Genomic DNA, 23280 nt, shown 5'->3' with positions numbered 1-23280 from the left:
GCGTTTCCCGCAAGTTTTCTTACGAAAACTCGCGCTTGGGTGGGGGCAACTTACAAGAGCTTCGCACTCGTCGCGGACAATTTTGGGTGACGAATTAACTTGCAGGAGACTCGCCACCTCATTATTTTATTTTTAGTCTTACTAGATAGCTGGCAGACAACTGCAGTTTCCACAACTTTTTATTATCTTCTGAAGGCAAATGCGGCTTGAACTGTCATGCTTCGGGAACGTTCGTCGGCACTTATTTCTGCCGGCAAAAATGCGGCTTGTCTTCTAAAACTTCCGAACACGTTTTTATTATTCTTAAAAGTCGTACAACAAGTGCAATCCTCGGCCACAACAATATTTTCATTCGGAATGCCTGATTTTTTTAGAACAAACAAATTCGCCTCGGTCAAAGACAAGTCATATTTTAATTCAGGATTTCGCTTATCAGGGGCAGCAGATTTTTTTACACACAATTCACCAAAATTTTCTGTAAAATACTCAGCCCGACTTTCATCGATTTTATAGCAACAATCACCAATATGAGGGCCAATCGCAACACAAATATTCTCTGGCTTTGAGCCGTATTTTTCGCCAGCAAGCTTAATTCCCTCGCCAATAATTCCAGTCCCCTTCCATCCAGAATGGAAGGCACCAAATACACCAGTTTCTCGGTCATACAAAAAAAGCGGCATACAATCAGCAACGGTCACGACGGGAATCAAAAACCTATTTTTAGTTATCATACCGTCGCCAGTCTTATTTTTTGTGTCGCTAGCCGCATTTATATCATAAACGATTTTTGAATGAATCAGTTCGAGAGGAACAAAAGCCTTTTTGCAAGAGTCAGAATAAAAAAAATCACTTTCCAATTCTTCAAGGAATTTTGCACGGCGTTCGTTAATCTCATTCCAGCGGAAGCGCATAGAACCCGCAGAAAGCAGAGTCATTCCCCAGCCTGCGGATTCTATCGGTTTGCCATCAAAATAGAACGGCAAAGTAACAAAAGAACTTTCTTCACCGAATTCGGATTCTTCTATGTAGTTGCGCACAGAAATACGGTTTATTTTTTCCATTAGTCAGCTACCATCAACAACGGTGAATCTACGGTTTCAAGCTCCTTTATAAGATTAAGAGCATTTTCTAATGCCCGTCGAGCGTCATAAAGCTGGCCAAGGAATTTTTCATTGTCTTTTCCCTGCAAACGGCTCAAATTAGAAAGCGAGTCAAAGCGAGTATCCTTTTTAAGCCCCAGGATTCCACAAAGGAGATTGTCCATCATTCGTGTCGCCTCGCCAAACTTGTGGAGGACAGTCTGAATGTCAGCTTCAACAGTCCTAAGCTGTTGTTCAACCTTCGTCTGAGCCTGCAAGGTCCTCAAATGTTCGTCATTCAATTTTAAAATCACTGCGCCAACATCGCCGCTTGGTGCAAGCCGCGCACCAATCTGTGTCATAGAAATTGACGCCTGAACGTAATCGTTAAAGGCATCGGTGTACATATTCTGATTTTCTTTTTTTATAAAATTTCCCTCAACGAGAACTGTTTTTAGCGCAATCTCGAACGTCGGAAATTTTTCGCGGAAAAACCAGAACAAAAATCCGCCCGTAAGCTCGTAACGGAAGTAAATTCCACCCCAAAGCGAGCGCCACGGCCGATCCGGGAACAACGGGAACTCATCAAGTTCAAAGTTCTCTTTTAAGCTTTGGCGAAGTGCCTCCCGTTTGCATTCCTGACACCAAGATTCCCATTTCTGTTCAAAAATTTTCTTCCAGCAAGTCTTAAATTTTACGAACCAATCTTCACCGCCCGGCAAGAGAGTCGGTCGCCAATGACAATCTTCAGAAACAATGCATCCAATCGAACGCATAGGAACAGAACTCATAAACATGTGCAAAACAGCAATCTTTGAACGAGCATTATTTATGTACTCCACAGCTTCATCATCCGGCTCATCTTGAATCGACCGCTTTTTGAGCGAAGTTTTTATTGAAAAAAGATAAAACGCTTTTAAAAGCTCGTCCGTAAATTTTACGCTGATTGAAAGACAGTTCGCAACCTGAGAAATTTCAGATTCAACCTGACTGTAAATGCATGTAAAAATGTCGTCCGTAACCGAAGCAAAAAGCACTATCAAGCGGTTGAACGGAAGTTTTACGAAATATCTGAGCCACTCAACTGATTTTACGGCATCATACATACGGGCTTTGTCTTCCCTAGTGATGTTTGCAAAAATATCATCCATGTGATGCAGCAAAGTCATTCTGAATTCAGGTTTTACCCCTTCTGAAACATCTCCGGAATACGGGTCAACCTCTGTGTCCATCTCGGAAGAAACTGTTGGCATAACCATGTTACCCAAGAAGACAAGAAAATTGCCTTCATCCTGCTCAAACGCAAGCACGTACGGCCTAAAGAAATCGGCAACTTCTTTTAATTCCATCAACTTGGACCTAAAAGACGAGAGCAAATAACCTCGCTTGCTGTCGATTAAACCTGGATAATTTCTTTCAACTTTTTTCGAAATTTCATTTATTTTTACTTCGTTATATAAAACTTCCATGGTTGATTTCGTAAAAACAGATTTCACCCACAAAAGTATTCGTGTAAATAAAGGTTCATGTTTTAGCTGCTCAGAGAGAGGAATAGGCTCATCATCAATATCATCCTCTACAGGTTCAAGGACTTCTCCCTCAAAGGTAGGAGCCGCCTCTTTCATTTTTTCAAGAATAGCCTGCCGCTCGTCAACAGACAGCCCAGACACCATACGGTCAAAAGAATTGGTAGTTGTCATAACTTTTAGTGTATCTTATATATTTTTAAAAAACAACGTGAATAAAGTGTTATTATACTATTTTAAAATAAAAAGAACTGACTTTTTAAGAAAACTCCATTTTCTAAAAAAAAGCCAGTCCAAAAAACTTCAAAACTTATTTATTGAGATAAGTCAAAACGAGTTCGCCCATTTTTTTGGTTCCGACGAGTTTTCCGTTTGCCTTTACCTCAGCGAGTTTAGAGCCGGCAATGTCGCCAGTTCTGTAACCGTCGTTGAGAACTGCATTTACGGCATCCTCAATTGCCTTTGCCTCGGTTTCGAGCTTAAAGCTGTAACGAAGAAGCATTGCAGCAGAAAGAATTGTTGCCAAAGGATTTGCAAGGTCTTTTCCTGCAATGTCCGGTGCAGAACCATGAATCGGCTCGTAAAGACCTGGGCCTGTTCCGTCGCCAAGAGATGCAGAAGCAAGCATTCCGATTGAGCCTGTAATCTGCGAAGCCTCGTCAGTAAGAATATCGCCGAACATGTTAGAAGTTGCGATTACGTCGAACTGGCGTGGATTTCTAACAAGCTGCATAGCGGCGTTGTCAATGTACAAGAAGTCGAGAGTTACGTCAGAGAATTCCTTGTGAACTTCCTCGGCAACTTTTCGCCAAAGTCGGCTTGAGTTAAGAATATTGGCCTTGTCTACAACGGTAAGGTGTTTCTGGCGCTTCTGAGCAAACTGGAATCCAAGACGAACGATTCTCTCAATCTCTTCCCATGAATATTTTTCGGTATCCCAAGAAGTTTTTCCGTCAGCAGAAGTTCCTCGGTCTCCAAAATAAATTCCGCCGGTAAGCTCACGAACAACCAAAATATCAAGTCCGTTTCCTACAATTTCGTCTTTAAGAGGACAAGCGTCTTTTAGCTGTGGCCACATAACAGCCGGTCGAAGATTCGCAAAAACCTTCATTCCGCCGCGAAGACCGAGCAATGCCTTTTCAGGTCGAATTTCTGGGGCAACGTTATCCCATTTTGGTCCGCCTACGGCACCAAGCAAAGTTGCATCGCTTGAAAGACAGATATCAAGCTGATCCTGAGGAAGCGGCTTTCCAAATTTATCGATAGCGGCTCCGCCAGCAATTACATTCTTGTAGTTCCATTTGTGACCGTATTTTTTTCCTACGGCATCAAGAACTTTTACAGCCTCAGCAACAACATCAGGACCAATTCCGTCTCCAGGAATCAAAGCAATTGTCTTTTCCATAAAATATTCCTCTTTTATATAATTATAGCAGATTCGGCAAGTTCAAAGTATCGCTTACAGCAGCTTCAAATATCCGTTTTCGTCATGCTGAATTTATTTCAGCATCCAGATTCAGAGATTCCGAAACGAGTTCGGAATGACATTTTTGAAACTACATCTCTTGAACTCACCACTATTATAGTAATTTTTCATATTGCGTAAAGTGAAATATAAGAACCGCAATATTGATTTTTACGCAATATAGTTTTTTCATTTCATAACATGATTTTTTTTCTTGTATTTAACTTTTTTTTAATATATAATTGAAATTGTCTGAATATATATTTATTAATAGCCAGAGGTTTTTATGACAATAAAATTCAAATTGCTTTCAAGCAGTATCGGTATAGTATTGTTCACAATTCTCGCGATTTCGGTTCCAGTACTCGTACTAGAATCAACAACTCTTTCAGAGTCTATCGAAGATCTCGCCGAATCAAAAGTAACAAACGCATACAGAAATCTCAATCACTTCTTAAAACGACCGGAAACAATCGTAAGCGACATTGGGCATTACATAGTCAGTCAGGAACTTGACAGAGAAACTGTAGAACCGTATCTTGCGCATATCATGCAGGATCCGAACAACAAAGGCTTTTCGGAGCTTTATTATTCTGGCACGCAACCTGTAAAAGACGGTGGATTCTTTTGGTCGAACGACCATTGGGAACCGCCTGCAGATTATGACCAGACGACTCGCGCTTGGTTCAAAGCCGGAAAAAGCACTGACACGTTCGACATTTCAGACCCATATCTTGACATGGTTACGGGCCAGCTTGTTACCACGCTCGCAATGGGCGTAAAAAACAATGGTGATTTTTTGGGCGTTGTCGGAATAGACATAAGCCTTAAAGACCTTTCGGAAATGGTTGCTGGAATCAAAATCACAAAAGGCGGAGTTTCATTCCTTTTGGATAAAACCGGAAACTACATCACAAACACAGATGGGTCAAAAATCGGAAAGGCGAATTTCGGCACGGAGTACCCTGAGTTCGAAAAATACAAAACCAGTTTTAGCACTGACAAAGTAACGTTCGTAAAAAATGCAGGCAACGGATATTACATTGTAGGACGAACGATTTCCGAAGAAAGCGGTTGGACGTTCGTTACAATCGGGCCAATTTCAGAACTTTTTGAAGTCTTGCAGAAGAACATCGTTATGATTTTGATTGTTGCAGTAGTGATTCTTGCAATCGCGCTTTTCCTTGCAATTTTCAACACGCACTCGATCGTTCGCCCGCTGCTCGTAGTAGACAAAGCCGTTAACAGAATTGCAACCGGAAACGCAGACCTTACAAATCGAATCGACATAAAATCAAAAGATGAAGTTGGAAGTCTTGTCGGAGGATTCAACAACTTCGTCGAGAAACTTCAAAACATCGTCACACAGATAAAAGGCTCAAAGACAAACCTTGCGAACGTAAAGAATGGCTTGCAGATGCGAATCGAAGACAATTCAGGCTCAATCTCCAAGATTCTTTCGAACATCGATAACGTCTCGAACCAAGTTGACAATCAGGCTAAGGTAGTTGACCAGGCTTCTTCGGCAGTAACTCAGATTGCGGAGAACATAAACAGCCTTGAACGCATGATTGACACGCAGACCAGCGGTGTTACGCAAGCAAGTTCAGCAGTTGAAGAGATGATTGGAAATATCAACTCGGTTAACCAGTCGGTTTCTAAAATGGCAGATTCATTTGAAACCCTTACGCAGAATGCGCATGTGGGCGTTGAACGTCAGCGTCTTGTTTCCGAGCAGATTAACGAAGTTGCGGAGCAGTCGCTCACTTTGCAAGACGCAAACAAAACGATTGCAGACGTTGCGAACCAGACAAACCTTCTTGCCATGAATGCAGCAATTGAGGCGGCACATGCAGGCGAAGCCGGAAAAGGATTCAGCGTAGTTGCGGACGAAATTCGTAAGCTTTCAGAAAACTCATCTGCACAGTCAAAGCGAATCGGTGCGGAGCTTAAGAAAATCAAGACGACCATTGAGGCTGTAGTTAGAGCCTCAAAAGATTCGAGCGACAGCTTTAATTCTGTAAGTTCAATGATTACAGACACAGACCAGCTGGTTCGCCAGATTAAGGCAGCCATGGAAGAACAGCAGGAAGGTTCAAAACAGATTGTTGCTGCCCTCAAACTTATGAACGACAGTACACAGGAAGTAAGTTCGGCTTCAAAAGAAATGGCTGAAGGAAATCAACTTATCCTTACAGAAGTAAAGAACCTTCAGGACGCAACAGACAGCATCAAAGACAGCATGGACGAAATGGCCAGCGGTGCAAGAGAAATTGAAGAAACCAGCCGTTCACTTTCAAGCATGTCAGGACAGGTAAACGACAGTATCGTTCAGATTGGAAACGAAATCGACCAGTTCCGTTCATAAATCTGGCCTGCGAAAAATGCACGACTGCTAAAACGAACTCTGTATTTTTCGCAAGTGTTCGACGGTGCCCTGAGAATCAGGAAGTAAAATCTGATTCTCAGGGCGTTTTTTTTCGTTTTCAAACTTACCACAAAAAAACATCCAAATTTTAAGTTTTTCGAGATGCCAAAAATACAGATTTTTTATTGAGGAAAATATTTTTCTCACATAAAATTAGGCGAGGTTTACAAAAATGAATGAAAAATACAACGAACTTTGCCTGAATCTAAAAGGCCTTACAGACGGAGAAACGCATCCAACACCGAATATGGCGAATGCCTCGGCCCTGCTCTGGCAGTCCCTAACCGACATAAACTGGGCAGGATTTTACACTCTCGAAAAAGAAGGCTATCTTCTGCTCGCACCATTTCAGGGAAAGCCTGCCTGCATCCGCATTCCGGTCGGCAAGGGCGTTTGCGGAACAGCTGTAAAAGAAAACAAAACTCAACTCGTAAAAGACGTGCATGAATTTGCAGGTCACATTGCCTGCGACTCAGCTTCAAATTCAGAAATCGTAGTTCCGCTGCATGATTCAGAAGGTAAAATAGTGGGCGTGCTCGATATAGACAGCCCAAAAATCGCAAGGTTTACCGAAGAAGACAAAATCGGGCTTGAAGAATTCGCAAAGATTCTTGAAAAAGCCTGCGAGTGGAAACAGTAATACATCGAATATCAATTAGCTGTCATTCCGAACCAGTTTCGAAATCTGTAAATACAGACGCTGAAATAAATTCAGCATGACAGTTATTCAATACTCTAACCACAAAATAAAAAAAAGGGGCAAAAGCCCCTTTTCTCACCTAAAATTACTGATTATCAATAACCTTAAAACAAGCAACGCGGTGGTCGCCGCCATTTTTGTCAATTTGCGTCAACGGTGGCTGACAGTTCTTGCATTTGTCCATGTGGCACGGACATCTGTCATAGAAATAGCAACCTGGTCGCTGTCGGTCTGGAGCCGGAACATCACCTGTCAAGATGATTCGCTGTCTCTTAGCCTCAATTTCTGGATCCGGGATTGGAGCCGCAGAAAGCAAAGCCTGAGTATAAGGATGCAACGGATTGTCGTAAAGAGATTTTTTGTCCGCAATCTCAACGATTTTACCAAGATACATAACCGCAATTCTGTCAGAAATATACTTGATTACAGCAAGGTCATGGGCGATAAAAAGATAGGAAAGCCCCATCTTTTTCTGAATGTCCTTAAAAAGATTCAGAATCTGTGCCTGAATCGAAACGTCAAGCGCACTTACAGGCTCATCTGCAAGAATCAGCTTTGGCTTTAACGCGAGCGCACGCGCAATACCGATACGCTGTCTCTGGCCGCCTGAAAATTCATGTGGATAACGGTGCTTGAAGAATTTTGAAAGACCTACAAGCTCCATCAAATGATCGATTCGCGCATCCATCTCGGCATCGGTCATTTTAAGGATTCCGCGCTTTCGGTAAATCTTCATAGGCTCTGCGATAATCTCGGCAGTAGTCATGCGAGGATCAAGAGAAGAATATGGATCCTGAAAAACCATCTGCATATCTTTGCGGGCAAGAAGCATTTCTCGACTGTTCATTTTTGTAATGTCTTTGCCTTCAAGAAGCACCTCGCCGGCAGTCGGTTTGTAAAGCTGAGCCACAGCACGGACGGCAGTCGATTTACCGCAGCCAGATTCACCTACAAGACCGAGAGTCTCGCCACGCTTCAATTCAAAAGTAATGTCATCTACAGCGTAGATAAATTTCTTTTCGCGGCTGAACAACTCATTGTTTGCGCGCGGAAAGTGCATTTTGAGACCATGAACTTCGAGAATGTTTTCGCTTTTTTCTTTTTCTTTTACATCACTCATTTTACAGTCTCCTTTTCTTTTGTGTACAACCAGCATGAACATACATGGTCATTTCCAAAATCCGTTACGGCAGGATAGCCTTTTTTGCAAACGTCCATCGCCTTTTCGCAACGCGGATAGAACGGGCAGCAAGGTGGCAAATCTACAACGTTCGGCGGAACACCCGGAATCGAATAAAGCTTGTCCGACATTTCCATGTCAAGACGAGGAACAGAACGAATTAAGCCCTGTGTGTACGGATGCTTGGTTTCTTTAAAAAGCTGATGCGTAGTGGCATGTTCAACAGTTCGGCCTGCATACATTACGTTAATCGTGTCGCACATTCCGGCAACAACGCCCAAAGAGTGCGTAATGATGATTACCGCAGTTCCGAGACGCTTAGAAAGGTCTTTCATAAGCTCAAGAATCTGTGCCTGAATCGTAACGTCCAATGCAGAAGTCGGTTCGTCGGCAATAAGAATCTCTGGGTTACAAGAAAGTCCCATGGCAATCATTACACGCTGACGCATACCGCCAGAGAACTGATGAGGATAGCAGTCAACGCGCTCCTCCGCACCTGGGATTCCAACGAGCTTCAACATCTCCACAGCCTTTGCGCGAGCCTGTTCCTTGTTCAAACCCTGATGCATACGGATAGTTTCAATCATCTGCGTAGAGATTTTTAGATACGGGTTCAAACTCGTCATTGGGTCCTGGAAAATCATAGAAATCTTGTTTCCTCTGATTTTTCGGATTTCGTTCTCCGGTAGCTTCAACAAATCCTGACCGTGAAAAAGAATTTCACCGCTCTCGATTCTGCCAGGATGAGAGACAAGATTGATAATCGAAAGGTTCGTAACTGACTTTCCAGAGCCAGACTCACCAACGATACCCAAAGTCTCACCTTTATGCAGCTCAAAATTAATGCCGTCAACGGCCTTAACCACACCTGCATCCGTGTGGAAATATGTACGCAGATTTTTGACCTGCAAGATTACTTCATCTGTCATATATAATTCCTGTTAATTAGACTCTGTTTTTTGACTGAGGATCGAACGCATCGCGCACGCCATCACCCAAAAAGTTCATGGCAAAAAGGAAAACCGTCATTGTAATTGCAGGCACAACGAGAATCCACGGATAAAGCTCCATGCCCTTTACGCCGTCAGAAACCAAACTTCCCCAAGAAGCCAACGGTGCCGAAACACCAAGACCCAAGAACGAAAGGAAACTCTCGCTCATAATAAATTCCGGGAGAGAGAGGGTTGCGTAAGCAATGATGATTCCCAAAGTGTTCGGAAGAAGATGCCTGAAAATAATATGTGACGTTGTTGCACCCATTGCACGCGCAGCCTGAACATATTCCGAGGCCTTCAAACTGATTACCTGGCCGCGAACCACGCGGGCAATCGTAAGCCAAGAAACAAGGGCAATCGCAACAAAAAGAATGGCAACGTTTCGACCGAGAATCGCCATCATAATGATTACCATGAGCATGTACGGAAGACCGTACATAATGTCAACAAATCGCATAAGGATGTTGTCCTGCCAGCCTCCAATGTAACCGGCCACAGAACCAACCATAATTCCGATTAAAAGAGCAGTTATCGTACCAATCAAACCGATTGCAATCGAAATGCGTCCGCCGTAAATCGTTCGGCTGAGCATGTCTCGGCCAAGAGCGTCGGTTCCGAGAATGTAATGACGATTGTAAACAGGCGTGTTCACAGAAGCCTTAATCTCATCAATTTCAGCCTGCTCAGCCTCATTGTAAGAAGTGCGACCTTCTTTCTGCATAACTTTGTCAAAATATTTTACGCGCTGCTCCATAAGAACATCGCCGGCCTTTCTGAATGAAGGCGGAAGGTTCGCATGCGCTACGACCTGCTCCTCATAAGGATAAATCGGCAGCACAGGAGCCACCAAAGCCACCAGAATATAGGCAAGAACAACCCATAAACTGATAAAGGCCATTTTATTTTTGCGAAGGCGTTTCCATGCATCAGCCCAGAGAGAAACACTTTTCATCTCTTGATTGAATTCATTTACGCCCGCATTCTTTTTCTTACCAAACATAAAATATCCTCAAAAAAATTATTTGTATGAGATTCGTGGATCAAGGAAGCTGTAAAGAATATCTACGATAAAGTTCATCAAAACGAGGATGAGCGAATAAACGATTACAGTTCCGATGATAAGAGTATAGTCACGGTTCAAAGCTGATTTTACAAAGTAATTTCCGATTCCAGGAACAAGGAAAACCTGCTCAATAACAACCGAACCAGTTACGATTCCCGCAAAAGCAGGTCCAAGATAAGTTACAACAGGGAGCAACGCACCACGAAGAACATGTCTAAAAAGAACCGTAGACTTTTTAAGTCCTTTTGCATAAGCCGTGCGAACATAGTCAGAACGAAGAACTTCAAGAACAGACGCACGAGTCAATCTTGCAATTGACGAAAAATATGGTAAGGCCAATGTCATGGCCGGCATTATCAAAGTTAAAAGGCCTGCGCGGCTGGTAATCCAACCGGAAGAAGGTAGCCAATGAAGTTTCATTGCAAAAATGAGTACAGCAATCGGTGCAACAACAAACAACGGAATGGAAATTCCAAGACTTGCCCAAGACATTGCGGTGTAGTCTATCCAACTGTTCTGTTTTACCGCAGACGAAAGACCTACAAGAGAACCAAAAATAAGAGCGATACAAAGAGCCGTAACACCAAGAATAAGCGAATTAGGCATACTCTGTCCGATAAGCTCATTTACAGTATAGTCCTTGTTCTTAAAAGAAGGACCCAAATCACCTTGAAGAGCGCCACCCATGTAACGAAGGTACTGCTGAAAAAGAGGCTCGTCCATATGGTATTTCTTCATAAGGTTCTGCTCTACTTCGGCAGTAAGTTTCTTTTCGTTAGAAAAAGGGCCACCAGGAGCCAGACGAATAATAAAGAAAGAAACTGTCACCAGCAAGAACATGGTCGGTATAAGGCTTAAAAATCGTTTGATTATAAATTTACCCATTATTAACCCCAGCTTTTTAAGGAACCCGCCTCAAATGAGTTTTTTGACGGACCCCTGTAATTTTTATTTAAACAAGACAAAGGGGACGTATGACATTTTGCAAACGTCCCCTCTTGTTAAATTAGATTTAACTTAAATAAATTACTTCTTAAGTTTCATTCCAACATATGGGTGAACATCGAGAATGTTCGTGTACCAACCATCCCACTTGTCAAGATCAATCTGATTCTGTGAAACATAGTAGTAGAACGGAATGTAAGCCTGATCCTGAGTCATCATGATTTCTTCAGCAGTATTAAGAACTGCATCACGGTCAGCACCAGCAGGCATTGCAGCAGCCTGTGCGAGAAGTGCGTCAAATTCAGGATTGTTGTAGCGACCATCGTTGTTTCCAGAAGTGCTCAAGCAAAGCTCAAGGAAGTTAGAAGGATCTGCGTAGTCACCTACCCAACCAGCACGAGAAATCTGGAAGTCGTTAGACTGTCTCTTCTGGAGGAATGTAGCCCACTCAAGGTTCTCAAGAACAACGTCGATTCCGAGGTTCTCTTTCCACTGCTGCTGAACGTACTCAGCAATTTTTTTGTGAGACTCGTTTGTGTTGTAGATGATTGTCATCTGTGGGAATCCAACACCGTTCTCGTAACCAGCCTCAGCGAGGAGAGCCTTAGCCTCTTCTACGTTGTAAGCGTTTCCAACAGCAGGTTTGTATCCGCCCATTGGAGGAACGAAAGCGTCTGTTGCAATCTGTCCGCCTTTGAGAACTTTCTCAACGAGCTGTTTTCTGTCAATTGATTTAGCAAGAGCCTTGCGGACACGAACGTCGTTCAAAACAGGATCGTTGATATTGAATTCATAGTAGTATGAAGAAAGCTGTGGAGCAACCTGATATTCTTTTGCAAGTTTGATTTCGTCAAGCATTTCCAGCGGAACACCAGTATCCCAGTCGATTTCGTGATTTTTGAATGCGTTGTAAGCAGTAGACAAGTTCTCGATTGGGAGGAATGTGATTCTTGAGAGGAATACATTTTCTTTGTTCCAGTATTTGTCGTTAGGAACAACAGTGATTTTTTCCTGTGGAGTCCAAGACTCAACAACAAAAGGACCGTTTCCTACGAAGTTGCCAGGTTTTGTCCAGTCGTTTCCGAATTTTTCGATTGCCTGGAGTGGAAGCGGAGCGAATGAGTAGTGAGCCATCATAACTTCTGCATAAGGAACAGCACCAACAAGAGTGATTTCGAAAGTCTTGTCGTCAACGGCACGAATAGCTACAGTGCTAGCGTCAGCTTTTCCTGCGTTATAATCAGCAGCACCCTTAATAACTGCAGCAGGCATGTAAGCATACTCAGCAGCTGTTGAAGGAGCAAGGTAGTACAACCATGAATCTACGAAAGTCTGTGCTGTGATTGGAGTTCCATCGCTCCAAGTTGTTTCACGAAGGTGGAAAGTAAGTATTTCGTTATTTTCGCCGCTTCTTTCCCAGCTTTCTGCAACACCAGGAACTGGTTCACAAGTTTTTGCATCATAACTTACGAGACCCTCAAAAAGAGCCAGGTAAAGGCGATGTTCTGGAACACCCTGAATTTTTGAAGGGTCTAATGACTGAGGTTCAGAACCATTGTTCAAAACCAATTCCGCACCAGAAGACTTTTTGTCTTTTGAGCATGAAGTAAAAGCTGCCAAGCTGAGTACAGCCATAGCAGTGAGAATGATTTTTTTCAATAAAAAAAATCCCCCGCATTTTTGTAAAAAGTTTCTTTTGGTAAACTATACCATTCTTTTCTTAAAGCTATTTTAATATTTTTGTTATTTTTAAGTAAATTAGAAAATTTATTATTAAATAACAAAATAGTATGTAAAATTAATATCGAGCCTTCAATCCGACATAAGGATGAACATCAAGAATATTCGTGTACCATCCTTCCCACTTGTCAAGGTCTATCAAATTGTGTGTTACATAGTAGTAAACCGGAAGCAGAGCCTGATCGCGCGTGATTAAAATTTCTTCCGCCCTGCGGAGGACATCATCACGTTCAGCACCGGCAGGCATTTCAGAAGCCTGCAGAAGAAGCGCATCAAAATCAGAACTGCTGTAACGTCCGTCATTGTTTCCAGAAGCGCTCAGACATAGTTCAAGGAAGTTTGCAGGCTCTGCCAAATCCCCTACCCAGCCAGCACGTGCAATCTGAAAGTCGTTAGACTGTCTCTTCTGGAGAAATCTAGCCCAGTAAAGGTTCTCAAGAACAACATCAATTCCGAGGTTCTCTTTCCACTGCCCCTGAACGTACTCAGCAATTTTTTTGTGCGCCTCGTTTGTGTTGTAGATGAGCGTCATCGTCGGAAAACCTTTTCCGTCAGGATAGCCGGCTTCTGCGAGGAGAGCCTTAGCCTCTTCAACATTGAAAGCATTTCCCGTAGCAGGTTTGTAGCCTTCCATTGGAGGAACGAAAGCATCAGATACAACCTGACCTCCTCTCAGAAGTTTTTCAACAAGCTGTTTTTTGTCAATTGCTTTTGCAAGAGCTTTCCGGACGCGCACATCGCTCAAAACAGGGTCGTTGATATTGAACTCATAGTAATATGTGGCATTGCACGGAGCTGTCTGACACTTTTTTGAAAATTTGATTTCGCCAAGCTTTTCCAGCGGAACACCAGTATCCCAGTCGATTTCGTGATTTTTGAATGCGTTGTAAGCAGTCGCCAAGTTCTCGATCGGAAGGAATGTGATTCTTGAGAGGAATACATTTTTTTTGTTCCAGTATTTTTCGTTAGGGACAACAGTGATTTTTTCCTGTGGAATCCACGATTCAAGAACAAAAGGTCCGTTTCCCACAAAATGCTCAGGCTTAGTCCATTCATTACCGTATTTTTGAATTACATGCATTGGCAGAATCGGGAATGAAAAAGCTGCCATCATGGCTTCTGCATAAGGAACTGCACCAACAAGAGTAATTTCGAAAGTCTTGTCGTCAACGGCACGAAGCCCTACAGTTTCAGCACGAGTTTTTCCTGCGTTATAGTCAGCAGCACCCTTAATAACTGCAGCAGGCATGTAAGCATACTCAGCAGCTGTTGAAGGAGCAAGATAGTACAACCATGAATCTATGACAGTCTGTGCTGTGATTGGAGTTCCGTCACTCCACGTTGTTTTTCTAAGATGAAATGTAAGGATTTCATTATTTTTACCGCGCCGCTCCCAGCTTTCTGCAACACCTGGAACAGGAGCACAAGTTTTAGAGTCGTAAGAAACAAGCCCTTCAAAGAGAGCTAGATAAATACGCTGCTCTGGAACGCTCTGGATTTTTGACGGATCCAAAAAATCAGGTTCTGAACCGTTGTTTATAATCAATTCAGAAGTTTTATAACCAGATTTTTTAGTTTGTGGATAAATCATAAAAACAGCAGATGCAAAAACTGCAAGAGCTGCATAAAAGATTTTTTTCATAAGATTTTTTTCTTTTCCCCCAGGTATGTTAACCATAGTTACCTGTTTAAAACAAAAAAGAGGTCGCAGAAATATAAAAATTTCTACGACCTCTTCGTCAATGCAAAAAAGTTTATAGTATTTTAAAATTTTTTGCAAGACATGATTCAGCCGAAATTTACTGCATTTGCTCGCGCTCGCGTTTTTCTATTTTTCTGTGGTTAAGAACCGCGGTAAACAGAGAAATCAACGCGAGGGCAAAGAATACGAGACAGATTGGACGTGTGAAAATCTGAATAAAGTTTCCGTCCACAATCTGCATGTAACGGCGAATGTTCGACTCGCACATCGGGCCAAGAATAAGAGCCAGCAAAATAGGAGAAAGCGAGAACTCGTATTTTTGGAGAAGATAGCCCACAACGCCCATCACAATCGCAAAGTAAACGTCAAACATACTCTGATTGATTGAATATGCCCCCACAAGCGAAAGCACAAGAATGCAAGGAATCAAAAGATAACGCTCAACAGAAATTACTTTTGAGAACAAGTTTACTCCGAACGCACCGATTACGATGAACGCAAGATTTGCCGCAAGAAGCGCGCCAAAAACGGAATAAACGATATCAAGATGCTCAACGTACATCATCGGGCCAGGCTGGAAGCCGTGCATAATGAACGCGCCCATAAGAACGGCAGTGTTCGAGTCGCCAGGAACGCCGAGCGCGAGCATCGGAATCATCGCGCCGCCAGAACAGCCGTTGTTGGCACATTCAGCAGCTGCGATTCCCTCTGGAGAGCCTTTACCGAATTCTTCAGGACGTTTTGAACTTCGCTTTGCCTCGCTGTACGAAACGAACGCGGCAATATCGCCACCCGCTCCAGGAATAGAGCCGATAAACGTACCGATTAATCCGCCCTTAAAAATGTGCGGCAAGATTCTCTTCAAATCATCTTTTTTAGGCAGCACGTTCGAAATGACTGAACGCAAATATTTTAAAACAGGATTTGAAATTCTTCCGTCATCAGCAAGTTTTTTTACAGGCGAACTTTTTAAAAGATGCTCAAAATTCGCAATAACTTCGCTTATCGCAAAAAGACCAATCAACGCAGGAATAAAAGGAATGCCGTCGTAGAAGCCAGGGAATTTGAAGAATCTCAAGTACGCGCAAGTCTTGTCCATTCCGACAGTGCCGATTAAAAGCCCGAAGCAGGCACTTATCAATCCTTTTACGATAGATTTTCCAGAAATCGAAACGATTACGCTAAGACCAAAAATCGCAAGCGCAAAGAATTCAGCAGGTCCAAAGCGCAACGCCATTTTTGAAATCGTAGGCGAAAGGAACGTCATTACGAGCGCGCCAATAATGCCTCCGCAGAATGACGAGAAAAGAGAAATAGAAAGCGCGCGTCCCGGCTCGCCCTTCTGCCCCATCGGGTAGCCGTCAAGAACCGTAGCGGCGGCAGCCGGAGTTCCCGGCGTGTGAATAAGAATCGCCGCAATCGAACCGCCGTACATTCCGCCGCAGAAAATGCCCAGAAGCATTGCCACGCCCTGAATAAAATCCAAGCCGTAAGTGAACGGAACCAAAAGCGCGATTCCCATCGTTGCGGTAAGCCCAGGAATTGAACCAATAAGAATTCCGCCGGCAGCACCAATAAACGTGTAAAGGAGCGTTACAGGCGAAAAAACCTGAGCGAAGCTAGAAAAAATCAAAGATACGTCCATATTCTGCTCCTAAAACAAGCCTTCCATAAAACCGAGAGGCATGGTAATTCCAAGAAGGAATTTAAAAATTGCGAAAATCACAACGGTAGCACCAACAGCAAAAATCGCATTCACAAAATATGTCCGTTTGCCGAGCAAACAAATCATGGCAAAAATCACAAAAGGGGTTGTAAGCAAAAATCCAAGGTAATTCCACAGAATCACGTAGACAACGATTAATGCAAGAGAAAGCAAAGCCTTTTGGATTCCTTTATCTTTTAAGCTCAGCGTAGGAGCTTTAGAATCAGCCTGGTTCGATTTTTTTGATTTTATCAATAGGATGATATTTTGAATAAAAAGTATAAAACAACAGATAAACAAGGCAACTGCAAGTGCCCGAGGAAAGAATTCTGGACCGACAGGAACATTTTTGAATTTTTTAAATGTAAATGTGTAGCCAAAAGCAAAGCCCGAAATTCCCATTCCGATTATAGAAGCAATGATATTTGCTTTTTTCATATTTTTCCAATTAAAAATAGATACAAAAAAACCACTGAAAAAGGTAGAAACCTTGACAGTGGTTTTACCAACAAAATTTAACAGCTTTAGGAAGTTAAACCTATTCTGTCAAACCGATTGATTTCATCGTAGCTGTTACGTCCTCAAAGTTGCTCTTAAGGAACGATGCGAATTCATCAGGATTCTGGTATGCAAGAGTGAGGTTAAGACTCTTTGCCTTTGCAATAAAGTCTGGGTCATTCTCTGCCTTTGTGAACGCATCAACCAAAACAGCTTTTTTAGCAGGATCAACACCCTTTGGAAGGGCAAGACCACGCCATGTGTAGTATTCAATGTCGAATCCCTGCTCGCTGAATGTAGGAATATCCGGATAGCCCTCCGGGCGTTTTGAGTCCATTACACCAAGAACTTTTACGTTTCCTGCATCAAGCTGAGATTTTACCTCGGCAATAGAAACTGCAACAGCCTCAATGTGTCCGCCGGCAACAGCAGTAACTGCGCCTGCAGCACCTTCAAATGCAACATGTTTTACATCAATGCCTGTTTTGTCTGCAAGAAGACCTGCGCCAATGTGCCATACCGAACCTGGAGCAGAGTTTCCGATTGAAACTTCGCCTGGATGAGCTTTGCAATATTCAACGAATTCTGCAACGGTGTTGTATGGGGCGTCAGCTTTTACAGTGAGAGTTGCAGCATCAGCGTTAACACGGATAAGCGGGTCGTAATCAGAATAGTTAAAGTCAATCAATCCCTGCTGTGGGAGAGAGTTAAGTTCAAACGTAATCATTCCGACTGTGTAACCGTCATTTTTTGCGTCTTTGATTGCAGCATGACCGATTGCACCAGCACCACCAGTTTTATTTTCTACAGTGATTGTCTGTCCGAGATATTTTTCCGCTGTTGAGCAGAGTGCACGAAGAACAGCATCAGTTCCGCCGCCAGCACCCCACGGACAAATCATTGTTATTCCTTTTTTTGGATATTCAACCTCTGCGGCAGCACCTGATGATGAACCGTTCTTTTTTTCGTTACAAGAAAGCAGGAGTCCTGCCGAAAGTAATGCAGCCATTGATGCCGCAAGTATTTTTTTCATTAAAATCCTCCTTGATTATAGTGTGAGTATAATCAACAACACTATTTTAAGACTAAATATTTTATATGTCGAGTTTTAAGTCTACGAGAATTATGAATTTTCCGATGTTTGGTTTTTACGACAAATCGCGATTTTTTTTGAGGAAGGAAAATTCTTTTTAGTCATTCTTTTTGTACTAAAATTGCTGCCGAATGTTCCACGCCTTAACGCCTCGTCCGCAATTTTGTCGTTGTACGCCTGATACACACGAACGCTCTCTTCATCAAATATTGCTCTTATTTGATTAAAATTACATTCTTCCATATAAGATTCCAGTTTTCTTATCATTTTCTTTTCTTATCCAATACTTTTCTTCATCAGGAATTAAATAGTAAAAATCTTTATATTCTGAAATCCATCCATCAGGTACATAGTCCTCAAAAGAGGCTGGTTCTCGATATATTGAATAAAATATATGGTTATCAAAATCAACATATAAGCTCGGAAGATAATCTTGATTATCTTCGTCCTCATATATTTCTTTTAAAAAATCAACTGAAAAAATATCATTTTCTATTCTTTTGATAAAAATTGGTATTTGCGCATCAGTCATCTCGAATGTATCTCTTCGAATTTCGTTTACTTCACCAATTTGCCACCCTTTCCAATTCTTTGCATATTTATCACCTTTTAATGCCAGTTCAGTCATTTTTATGATGGTGGCATCTCTCAGTTTCCTATAATCCAAATACCAAAGTTCTTTAAATGTAATATAATAATTGGCATCACCATTATATATAGCATAGACAATAAAATCATCCGAATCTATTATCATTTTACAATCCTTGCGTTAGAAGCATATTCCTCAATCCAATCATTCCAAATTGGCGGAAATTCAATACTCGTACCAGGCGTAGACACGGCGGTACCGCTTGGACTCGCGCACGCCCTTCTTTGAGCTGTCGCGGTAGTAGCCCCACGCGTAGTCCGTAATTATAACCGTCGTTCTATCAAAGGATATTCACATATGCCACGTTTTGGAAAATGTGGCATATGTGAATTATAATTCTTTTATAAAATCTTCTCTCAAAACTATCACCTTGTTTTTTATAAATTTAACATTTGGATTATAAAGAACTATTTTTTTTATCATCTCTATCAACTCTTTTTTTTGAAAGGCATATTCTATAACAGTTTTACCCGAATAAATAGGTTTCATAGTTTTATTTGGAAGAAAGTGTATATACACAGTTCTATCATATCCTTTTTCTATTGCAATTATTTGAGAAAATTTTCTTATGCGTTTTCTAAAGAACTTAGGAGTATCTATTATTTCATCCCCATAGTAATAGTTTTTTTCATACAATAATGCAATGCCTCCCACTAGGAAGAAAACGTAGAAAAACAAAGAAACAAACGATACTGTTTTTTTATCCAAAACATCTATGCTTACAACAGCTGCGACAGAAACAATGAAAGAAAAAAAGAGTTTTACTTTACGAAATATATTAAAATAATGTTTTTTCATTTTACAATCTTACCAGCCTAAATCATCAAACAGTTCATTGAGTTTAGTATTTACATAAAAACCAGAGATACCACCTCCGATAAAACCGCCTATTATAGAACTTCCTGGAATAGGTATAAATCCAAATAAACCTGCACAAACTCTTCATTTTCATTCCAGAACTTCATTTCTACCCATAGTCTGCCTCTGGTTATTCTTTGTTCATTGTCCATAACCCAAGTATGGAGAAATTCAATCACTGGAGAATAAAAATAATCTATCCAGTATTTCCCATAATTTTTTTTGTAAAACTAAATCTCCAAACTGTTTATTATAAATATACAATGAGGACCATTTTTCAAGCGGGAACTCATTAATTTCTCTTGCACCATAGCGATTATCATTATCATAAAAAGAATTATTTTGCTTAACAAAGTCAAAAAAAGCTTTCTCATCGTTTTCATCCATTATAAAACCAAATTGTCTACCCATAAAATTACTCCTTGTCATTATTAATCATAAATTATTGGTTCCATTCCTGGCTTATTATATGGCCAAAAATAAACTGGAACCGGATTTTCATTATATTTTGGAGAAGTCATAATATCCTCAATTGCTTTAGATTCTCTCGTTACTGGTAAGCCATTTTTATTCACTTTACCAGCCTGATGTATTTTAGTAATCTCACAAGACAATTTTTTGTTCTGCTGAATCCAATCAAAACAATCATTTTGATTCTGCAAAATATTCAATTTTAGAACAGATAATTTTTATATAATCGTCAATTGTAAAAATATAAAAACCGTCCTCAAATATTACATCGCAGTCATATATCAGCCACTCCCATATCGGTGTTTTTTTTATGGAAAATTCTTCAACATCCGAGAAATGAAAAACAATCCAATTCTTTGATTGAATATCTTCAGATTTTACTATTTTGATTTCTATTTCAAAACAATCTTTAGGATAATCAATCGGACAATCTTTTGAAAAAGCGACTTGCTTTATTTCGATTTTTTCTACATTACAATCATGCAAAGATTTTACACTTTTATATAGCTCTTCTTTCATTATTTATATTGCTCCCAATATAATTCAATTTCGTCGCAAGTTGTTCTATAAACATCTTTATCTTTATAAAATGGTTCTGTCTTGTATTTTGGCTCCCTAGGATTTCTAGGTTTTATCGAATCTATCGTATTTTGATGAGCCAGACAACCTTTCTTTCCGTTTGGATTTGGAACTTTTTTTACGGAACTTGCAGCTTAAACTAGCATTTTCTGTGTCACTATATTGACTTAGGTCCACCTTAGGACGGTGTGTGATGCCTGACTGTACGGGGCGGCCGCACAAACCTTGTCGGTCATGCTGAACTCGATTCAGCATCCACGTTTGCCGAGCAAAGTCTACGCAAAGATTCAGAAGCAGACTCAAAATAACGTTATAGAATTAAGTTTTTGGTCACTCTGAATCTTCTGATTTTTAGATTAATTTATCACACATCTAGACAGATTTGACTTTTTGTCCATCATGGCAAAAAAAACGGCTGCCGATTAGGGCAGCCGTTAGGGAGCTAGGGGTTAGTCGGTAATGTTAAGAATTACAGTTTCTGTGAATGCATAATCGCTCTTAACAGCACTATGAGCTCTAATTGTTACCTGATAGAGTCCTGGAGCAAGTGATTTTACAGGAATTGGGAGCGTCCATGTAACACCACTGTCTGTTGTTGTCGCATTGTGTGTTTCACCTGAAGGCGCATCAGCTTTTGTAGACTTAATCGTAAAGTCTACAGAATCATATTTGTAGTTAGATTTCTTAGATTTCAACGTCCATTCATTTGTATCCGCTGTTAAATCTGCTACAGAATAAGTAATTGACTTGCCAACCATTTCTGTAGAATCAGCACTTGCAGATGTTGTAAAGGTTTTGTCAGCTGTAAGTTCGATAATGTAATCGTTAAAGTCTATGATTTCAACTGTACCAAGAGTGTACATTGCTGTAAGGAAAAGGTTTTCTGAACCGCCGTAGAACTGGCTGCCATAAGAAGTAGAACCGTCCAAACTCCAGTTCTGCCATGGCATAGAGCCATTCTTCAAAAGTGGAGTTGTTGTACTACCATACGTTCCATCTACAAGGTAGCCAGAATTAAATTCTGTTTTTCCGTCTGGCTGCATTATTGCAATTTTACCAGATTCTGCAGTTTCGGATGCAGTATCTGCTGGAGTATACGAACTGTCTTCACTTTCAAAATATACAGTGGCAATGCTTGTATCTTTAACGTCATTTCCATTGCCGTCATCTTTTACAAACTGACCTTTTCCAAGAGTGTAAACAATTTTGTAGCGGTTAATCAATTTTGAAGCAAAGCCTTTTGCTGCAGACGCTCCGGTTTCAGCGTTGGCTTCAATGTTTTCATCAACAGTTGCATAAACCCATTCAGATTCACCAACGTTGTTCAAAGAACGAATACGGGCAATGTAACGGCATCCGTAAGCGGCCTTGAAAGTTGCAGTTTGCTGATTGCGTCCAAGAGAACCTGATTTATAAACGTCTACATCGCCTACAAATGCGTTTCCAGAACCATTTGCGTCATAACCGTAAACTACAGTTTCAGTTGCAGAATCGGCAGCAGTAGACTTTTCAAGGAGAGTTTTCCATTCATCATCAGAAGTTGGAGTTATAACATCAGCTTTTGCAAGTCCAGCAGGAACTTTGAGCCATTCAATCTGAAAGTTCTTTTCGTTCTTACTAGCATCAGTCCATACAAATTCTGCGTCGTAATAGCCAACGTCTTTTGCAACAACTGAATTGTCAATGTATCCAACCTTAAAGTCTGTTGGGGCCTCAGGAATTGTATTAATTACGCATGGAATACCAATTGTTCTTGTTGTTGTTTCGCCTGGCAAAATAACGATTGTGTCGCTCCATTCAAAAACTTTTGAAGTGTCAGAAACTTGAGTGAACGAAAGAACAAAGTTATATGTTCCAGGAGCGATGTCTGAACAAGTATAGTTTGCAGAAGACGGATCAGAAGCTGAAAAGTTTGCGACTTCAATGTCTTCAGATGTAGTTTCAACGGTGTCACCTTCATTGTGAGTTATTGAACCATCACTCGTAGTATTAAGATATACGAGTTTTCCGTTGATTGTGTAATCATCTGTAAGTGCAACCCACTCCCCCTCCTGATAAAGGCTCAACTCTGCTCCACCTTTTGTTGTAAGCCCGTCTGCCCGTAGATGGAACGCTGCACTTTCGCCGTAACGCAAGTCTGCCGATGCATAACCTACAAGGCAGGCAATTGCACTTACTTCACCGTCAGTTGTTTCGTCGCCCAAAGTTGCGGCATCTGTCTTTTTTACGGCATAAAGTTTAAAGTTGTAATTCGCTTTTGAAAGCGTAACAGAAACAACACCTTTTTTGCTGTCGGTTTCATCTTGGGTTACGTTAACTTTTTTTACACTTGTGTATCCGCTGTTTGGATTTGCAGCGTCTTGAATTGCCAAATAGAAATCAAAGTCGTCTGCTTTCTTTGCATTTGGCAAAATAGTTCGGGAATTTTCATTTTTGAAGTCAATCAAATTTGAAGAAGATGTGATAGAAATTGAAAGCGTGCCTTCTTCTGCTGTAGAAGCGTTTATACCTTCAACTTCTCCGTCTGTAATGTTCGAGCAAGCTGCAAAGAACATTGCACCCAACACAGCAAGTGCTGAAAATTTTGTAATTTTTTTCATAATT

At 41.2% G+C, this 23280-nt stretch carries 21 protein-coding genes; 2 read left to right on the top strand and 19 right to left on the bottom strand.

Going from position 1 to position 23280, the window contains the following annotated elements; all coding sequences use genetic code 11:
* Positions 1-182: 182 nt before the first annotated feature.
* The 3 genes from JI65_RS09940 to leuB all read right to left on the bottom strand — a co-directional run bounded on the left by JI65_RS09940 (position 183) and on the right by leuB (position 4010).
* On the bottom strand, positions 183-1061 hold the full coding sequence (locus tag JI65_RS09940; protein ID WP_191015909.1) for a purine nucleoside phosphorylase YfiH/LACC1 family protein: 879 nt from the start codon (positions 1059-1061) through the stop codon (positions 183-185).
* On the bottom strand, positions 1061-2779 hold the full coding sequence (locus JI65_RS09935; protein WP_191015907.1) for a DUF5312 family protein: 1719 nt from the start codon (positions 2777-2779) through the stop codon (positions 1061-1063). Before JI65_RS09935 ends, JI65_RS09940 begins: the two co-directional genes overlap by 1 nt.
* 136 nt (positions 2780-2915) lie before the next feature.
* A complete protein-coding gene (gene leuB / locus JI65_RS09930; RefSeq protein WP_191015905.1) occupies positions 2916-4010 on the bottom strand; it encodes a 3-isopropylmalate dehydrogenase in 1095 nt (364 codons plus the stop codon).
* Positions 4011-4356: 346 nt separating this feature from the next.
* Here leuB and JI65_RS09925 point away from each other — a divergent pair, with 346 nt between their 5' ends.
* Together JI65_RS09925 and JI65_RS09920 are read left to right on the top strand one after the other, a co-directional pair.
* On the top strand, positions 4357-6438 hold the full coding sequence (locus JI65_RS09925) for a methyl-accepting chemotaxis protein (RefSeq protein ID WP_191015902.1): 2082 nt from the start codon (positions 4357-4359) through the stop codon (positions 6436-6438).
* A gap of 232 nt (positions 6439-6670) precedes the next feature.
* Positions 6671-7138: a GAF domain-containing protein gene (locus JI65_RS09920; RefSeq protein ID WP_191015899.1), complete on the top strand. Its 468-nt coding sequence runs from the start codon at positions 6671-6673 to the stop codon at positions 7136-7138.
* Positions 7139-7283: 145 nt separating this feature from the next.
* Here JI65_RS09920 and JI65_RS09915 read toward each other — a convergent pair whose 3' ends face one another.
* The 16 genes from JI65_RS09915 to JI65_RS09840 form a co-directional block, all read right to left on the bottom strand.
* Positions 7284-8318 carry an ABC transporter ATP-binding protein gene (locus JI65_RS09915; RefSeq protein WP_191015895.1) on the bottom strand — a complete coding sequence of 345 codons (1035 nt, stop codon included), beginning with the start codon at positions 8316-8318 and terminating at the stop codon, positions 7284-7286.
* On the bottom strand, positions 8315-9307 hold the full coding sequence (locus JI65_RS09910; protein WP_191015893.1) for an ABC transporter ATP-binding protein: 993 nt from the start codon (positions 9305-9307) through the stop codon (positions 8315-8317). Before JI65_RS09910 ends, JI65_RS09915 begins: the two co-directional genes overlap by 4 nt.
* Positions 9308-9323: 16 nt before the next feature.
* Positions 9324-10325, bottom strand: a complete 1002-nt coding sequence (locus JI65_RS09905; RefSeq protein ID WP_242457215.1) for an ABC transporter permease — start codon at positions 10323-10325, stop codon at positions 9324-9326.
* 66 nt (positions 10326-10391) lie between these two features.
* Entirely contained in the window at positions 10392-11321 is a 930-nt protein-coding gene (locus tag JI65_RS09900) for an ABC transporter permease (protein ID WP_191015888.1), read from the bottom strand.
* 141 nt (positions 11322-11462) lie between these two features.
* Complete coding sequence (locus JI65_RS09895) at positions 11463-13040, bottom strand: peptide ABC transporter substrate-binding protein (RefSeq protein ID WP_242457214.1); 1578 nt, start codon at positions 13038-13040, stop codon at positions 11463-11465.
* A 139-nt stretch (positions 13041-13179) separates the two neighbouring features.
* On the bottom strand, positions 13180-14763 hold the full coding sequence (locus tag JI65_RS09890; RefSeq protein ID WP_191015886.1) for a peptide ABC transporter substrate-binding protein: 1584 nt from the start codon (positions 14761-14763) through the stop codon (positions 13180-13182).
* 157 nt (positions 14764-14920) lie between these two features.
* The gene (locus JI65_RS09885; RefSeq protein WP_191015883.1) at positions 14921-16468 is read right to left on the bottom strand and encodes a tripartite tricarboxylate transporter permease; all 1548 of its coding nucleotides are present in this window, start codon (positions 16466-16468) and stop codon (positions 14921-14923) included.
* Between the two features lie 9 nt (positions 16469-16477).
* Positions 16478-16966, bottom strand: a complete 489-nt coding sequence (locus JI65_RS09880; RefSeq protein WP_191015881.1) for a tripartite tricarboxylate transporter TctB family protein — start codon at positions 16964-16966, stop codon at positions 16478-16480.
* Between the two features lie 100 nt (positions 16967-17066).
* The gene (locus JI65_RS09875; RefSeq protein ID WP_242457213.1) at positions 17067-18059 is read right to left on the bottom strand and encodes a Bug family tripartite tricarboxylate transporter substrate binding protein; all 993 of its coding nucleotides are present in this window, start codon (positions 18057-18059) and stop codon (positions 17067-17069) included.
* A 90-nt stretch (positions 18060-18149) separates the two neighbouring features.
* Positions 18150-18362 carry a DUF4291 family protein gene (locus tag JI65_RS09870; RefSeq protein ID WP_191015879.1) on the bottom strand — a complete coding sequence of 71 codons (213 nt, stop codon included), beginning with the start codon at positions 18360-18362 and terminating at the stop codon, positions 18150-18152.
* Complete coding sequence (locus JI65_RS09865) at positions 18349-18873, bottom strand: hypothetical protein (protein WP_191015876.1); 525 nt, start codon at positions 18871-18873, stop codon at positions 18349-18351. The genes JI65_RS09870 and JI65_RS09865 overlap by 14 nt, the downstream gene beginning before the upstream one ends.
* A 225-nt stretch (positions 18874-19098) precedes the next feature.
* Positions 19099-19566, bottom strand: coding sequence for a hypothetical protein (locus JI65_RS09860; RefSeq protein ID WP_191015873.1), 468 nt, complete (start codon positions 19564-19566; stop codon positions 19099-19101).
* Between the two features lie 231 nt (positions 19567-19797).
* The gene (locus JI65_RS09855) at positions 19798-20037 is read right to left on the bottom strand and encodes a hypothetical protein (RefSeq protein WP_191015871.1); all 240 of its coding nucleotides are present in this window, start codon (positions 20035-20037) and stop codon (positions 19798-19800) included.
* A 20-nt stretch (positions 20038-20057) separates the two neighbouring features.
* On the bottom strand, positions 20058-20201 hold the full coding sequence (locus tag JI65_RS09850; protein ID WP_191015866.1) for a hypothetical protein: 144 nt from the start codon (positions 20199-20201) through the stop codon (positions 20058-20060).
* Positions 20202-20271: 70 nt separating this feature from the next.
* Complete coding sequence (locus tag JI65_RS09845; RefSeq protein ID WP_191015864.1) at positions 20272-20616, bottom strand: hypothetical protein; 345 nt, start codon at positions 20614-20616, stop codon at positions 20272-20274.
* Between the two features lie 509 nt (positions 20617-21125).
* Entirely contained in the window at positions 21126-23276 is a 2151-nt protein-coding gene (locus JI65_RS09840; protein WP_191015852.1) for a hypothetical protein, read from the bottom strand.
* Positions 23277-23280 lie beyond the last annotated feature (4 nt).

Source organism: Treponema zioleckii (assembly GCF_014737315.1).
Lineage (GTDB): Bacteria > Spirochaetota > Spirochaetia > Treponematales > Treponemataceae > Treponema_D > Treponema_D zioleckii.
The sequence above is the reverse complement of the archived record's forward strand: the minus strand, read 5'-3'. Positions and strand labels throughout refer to the sequence as shown.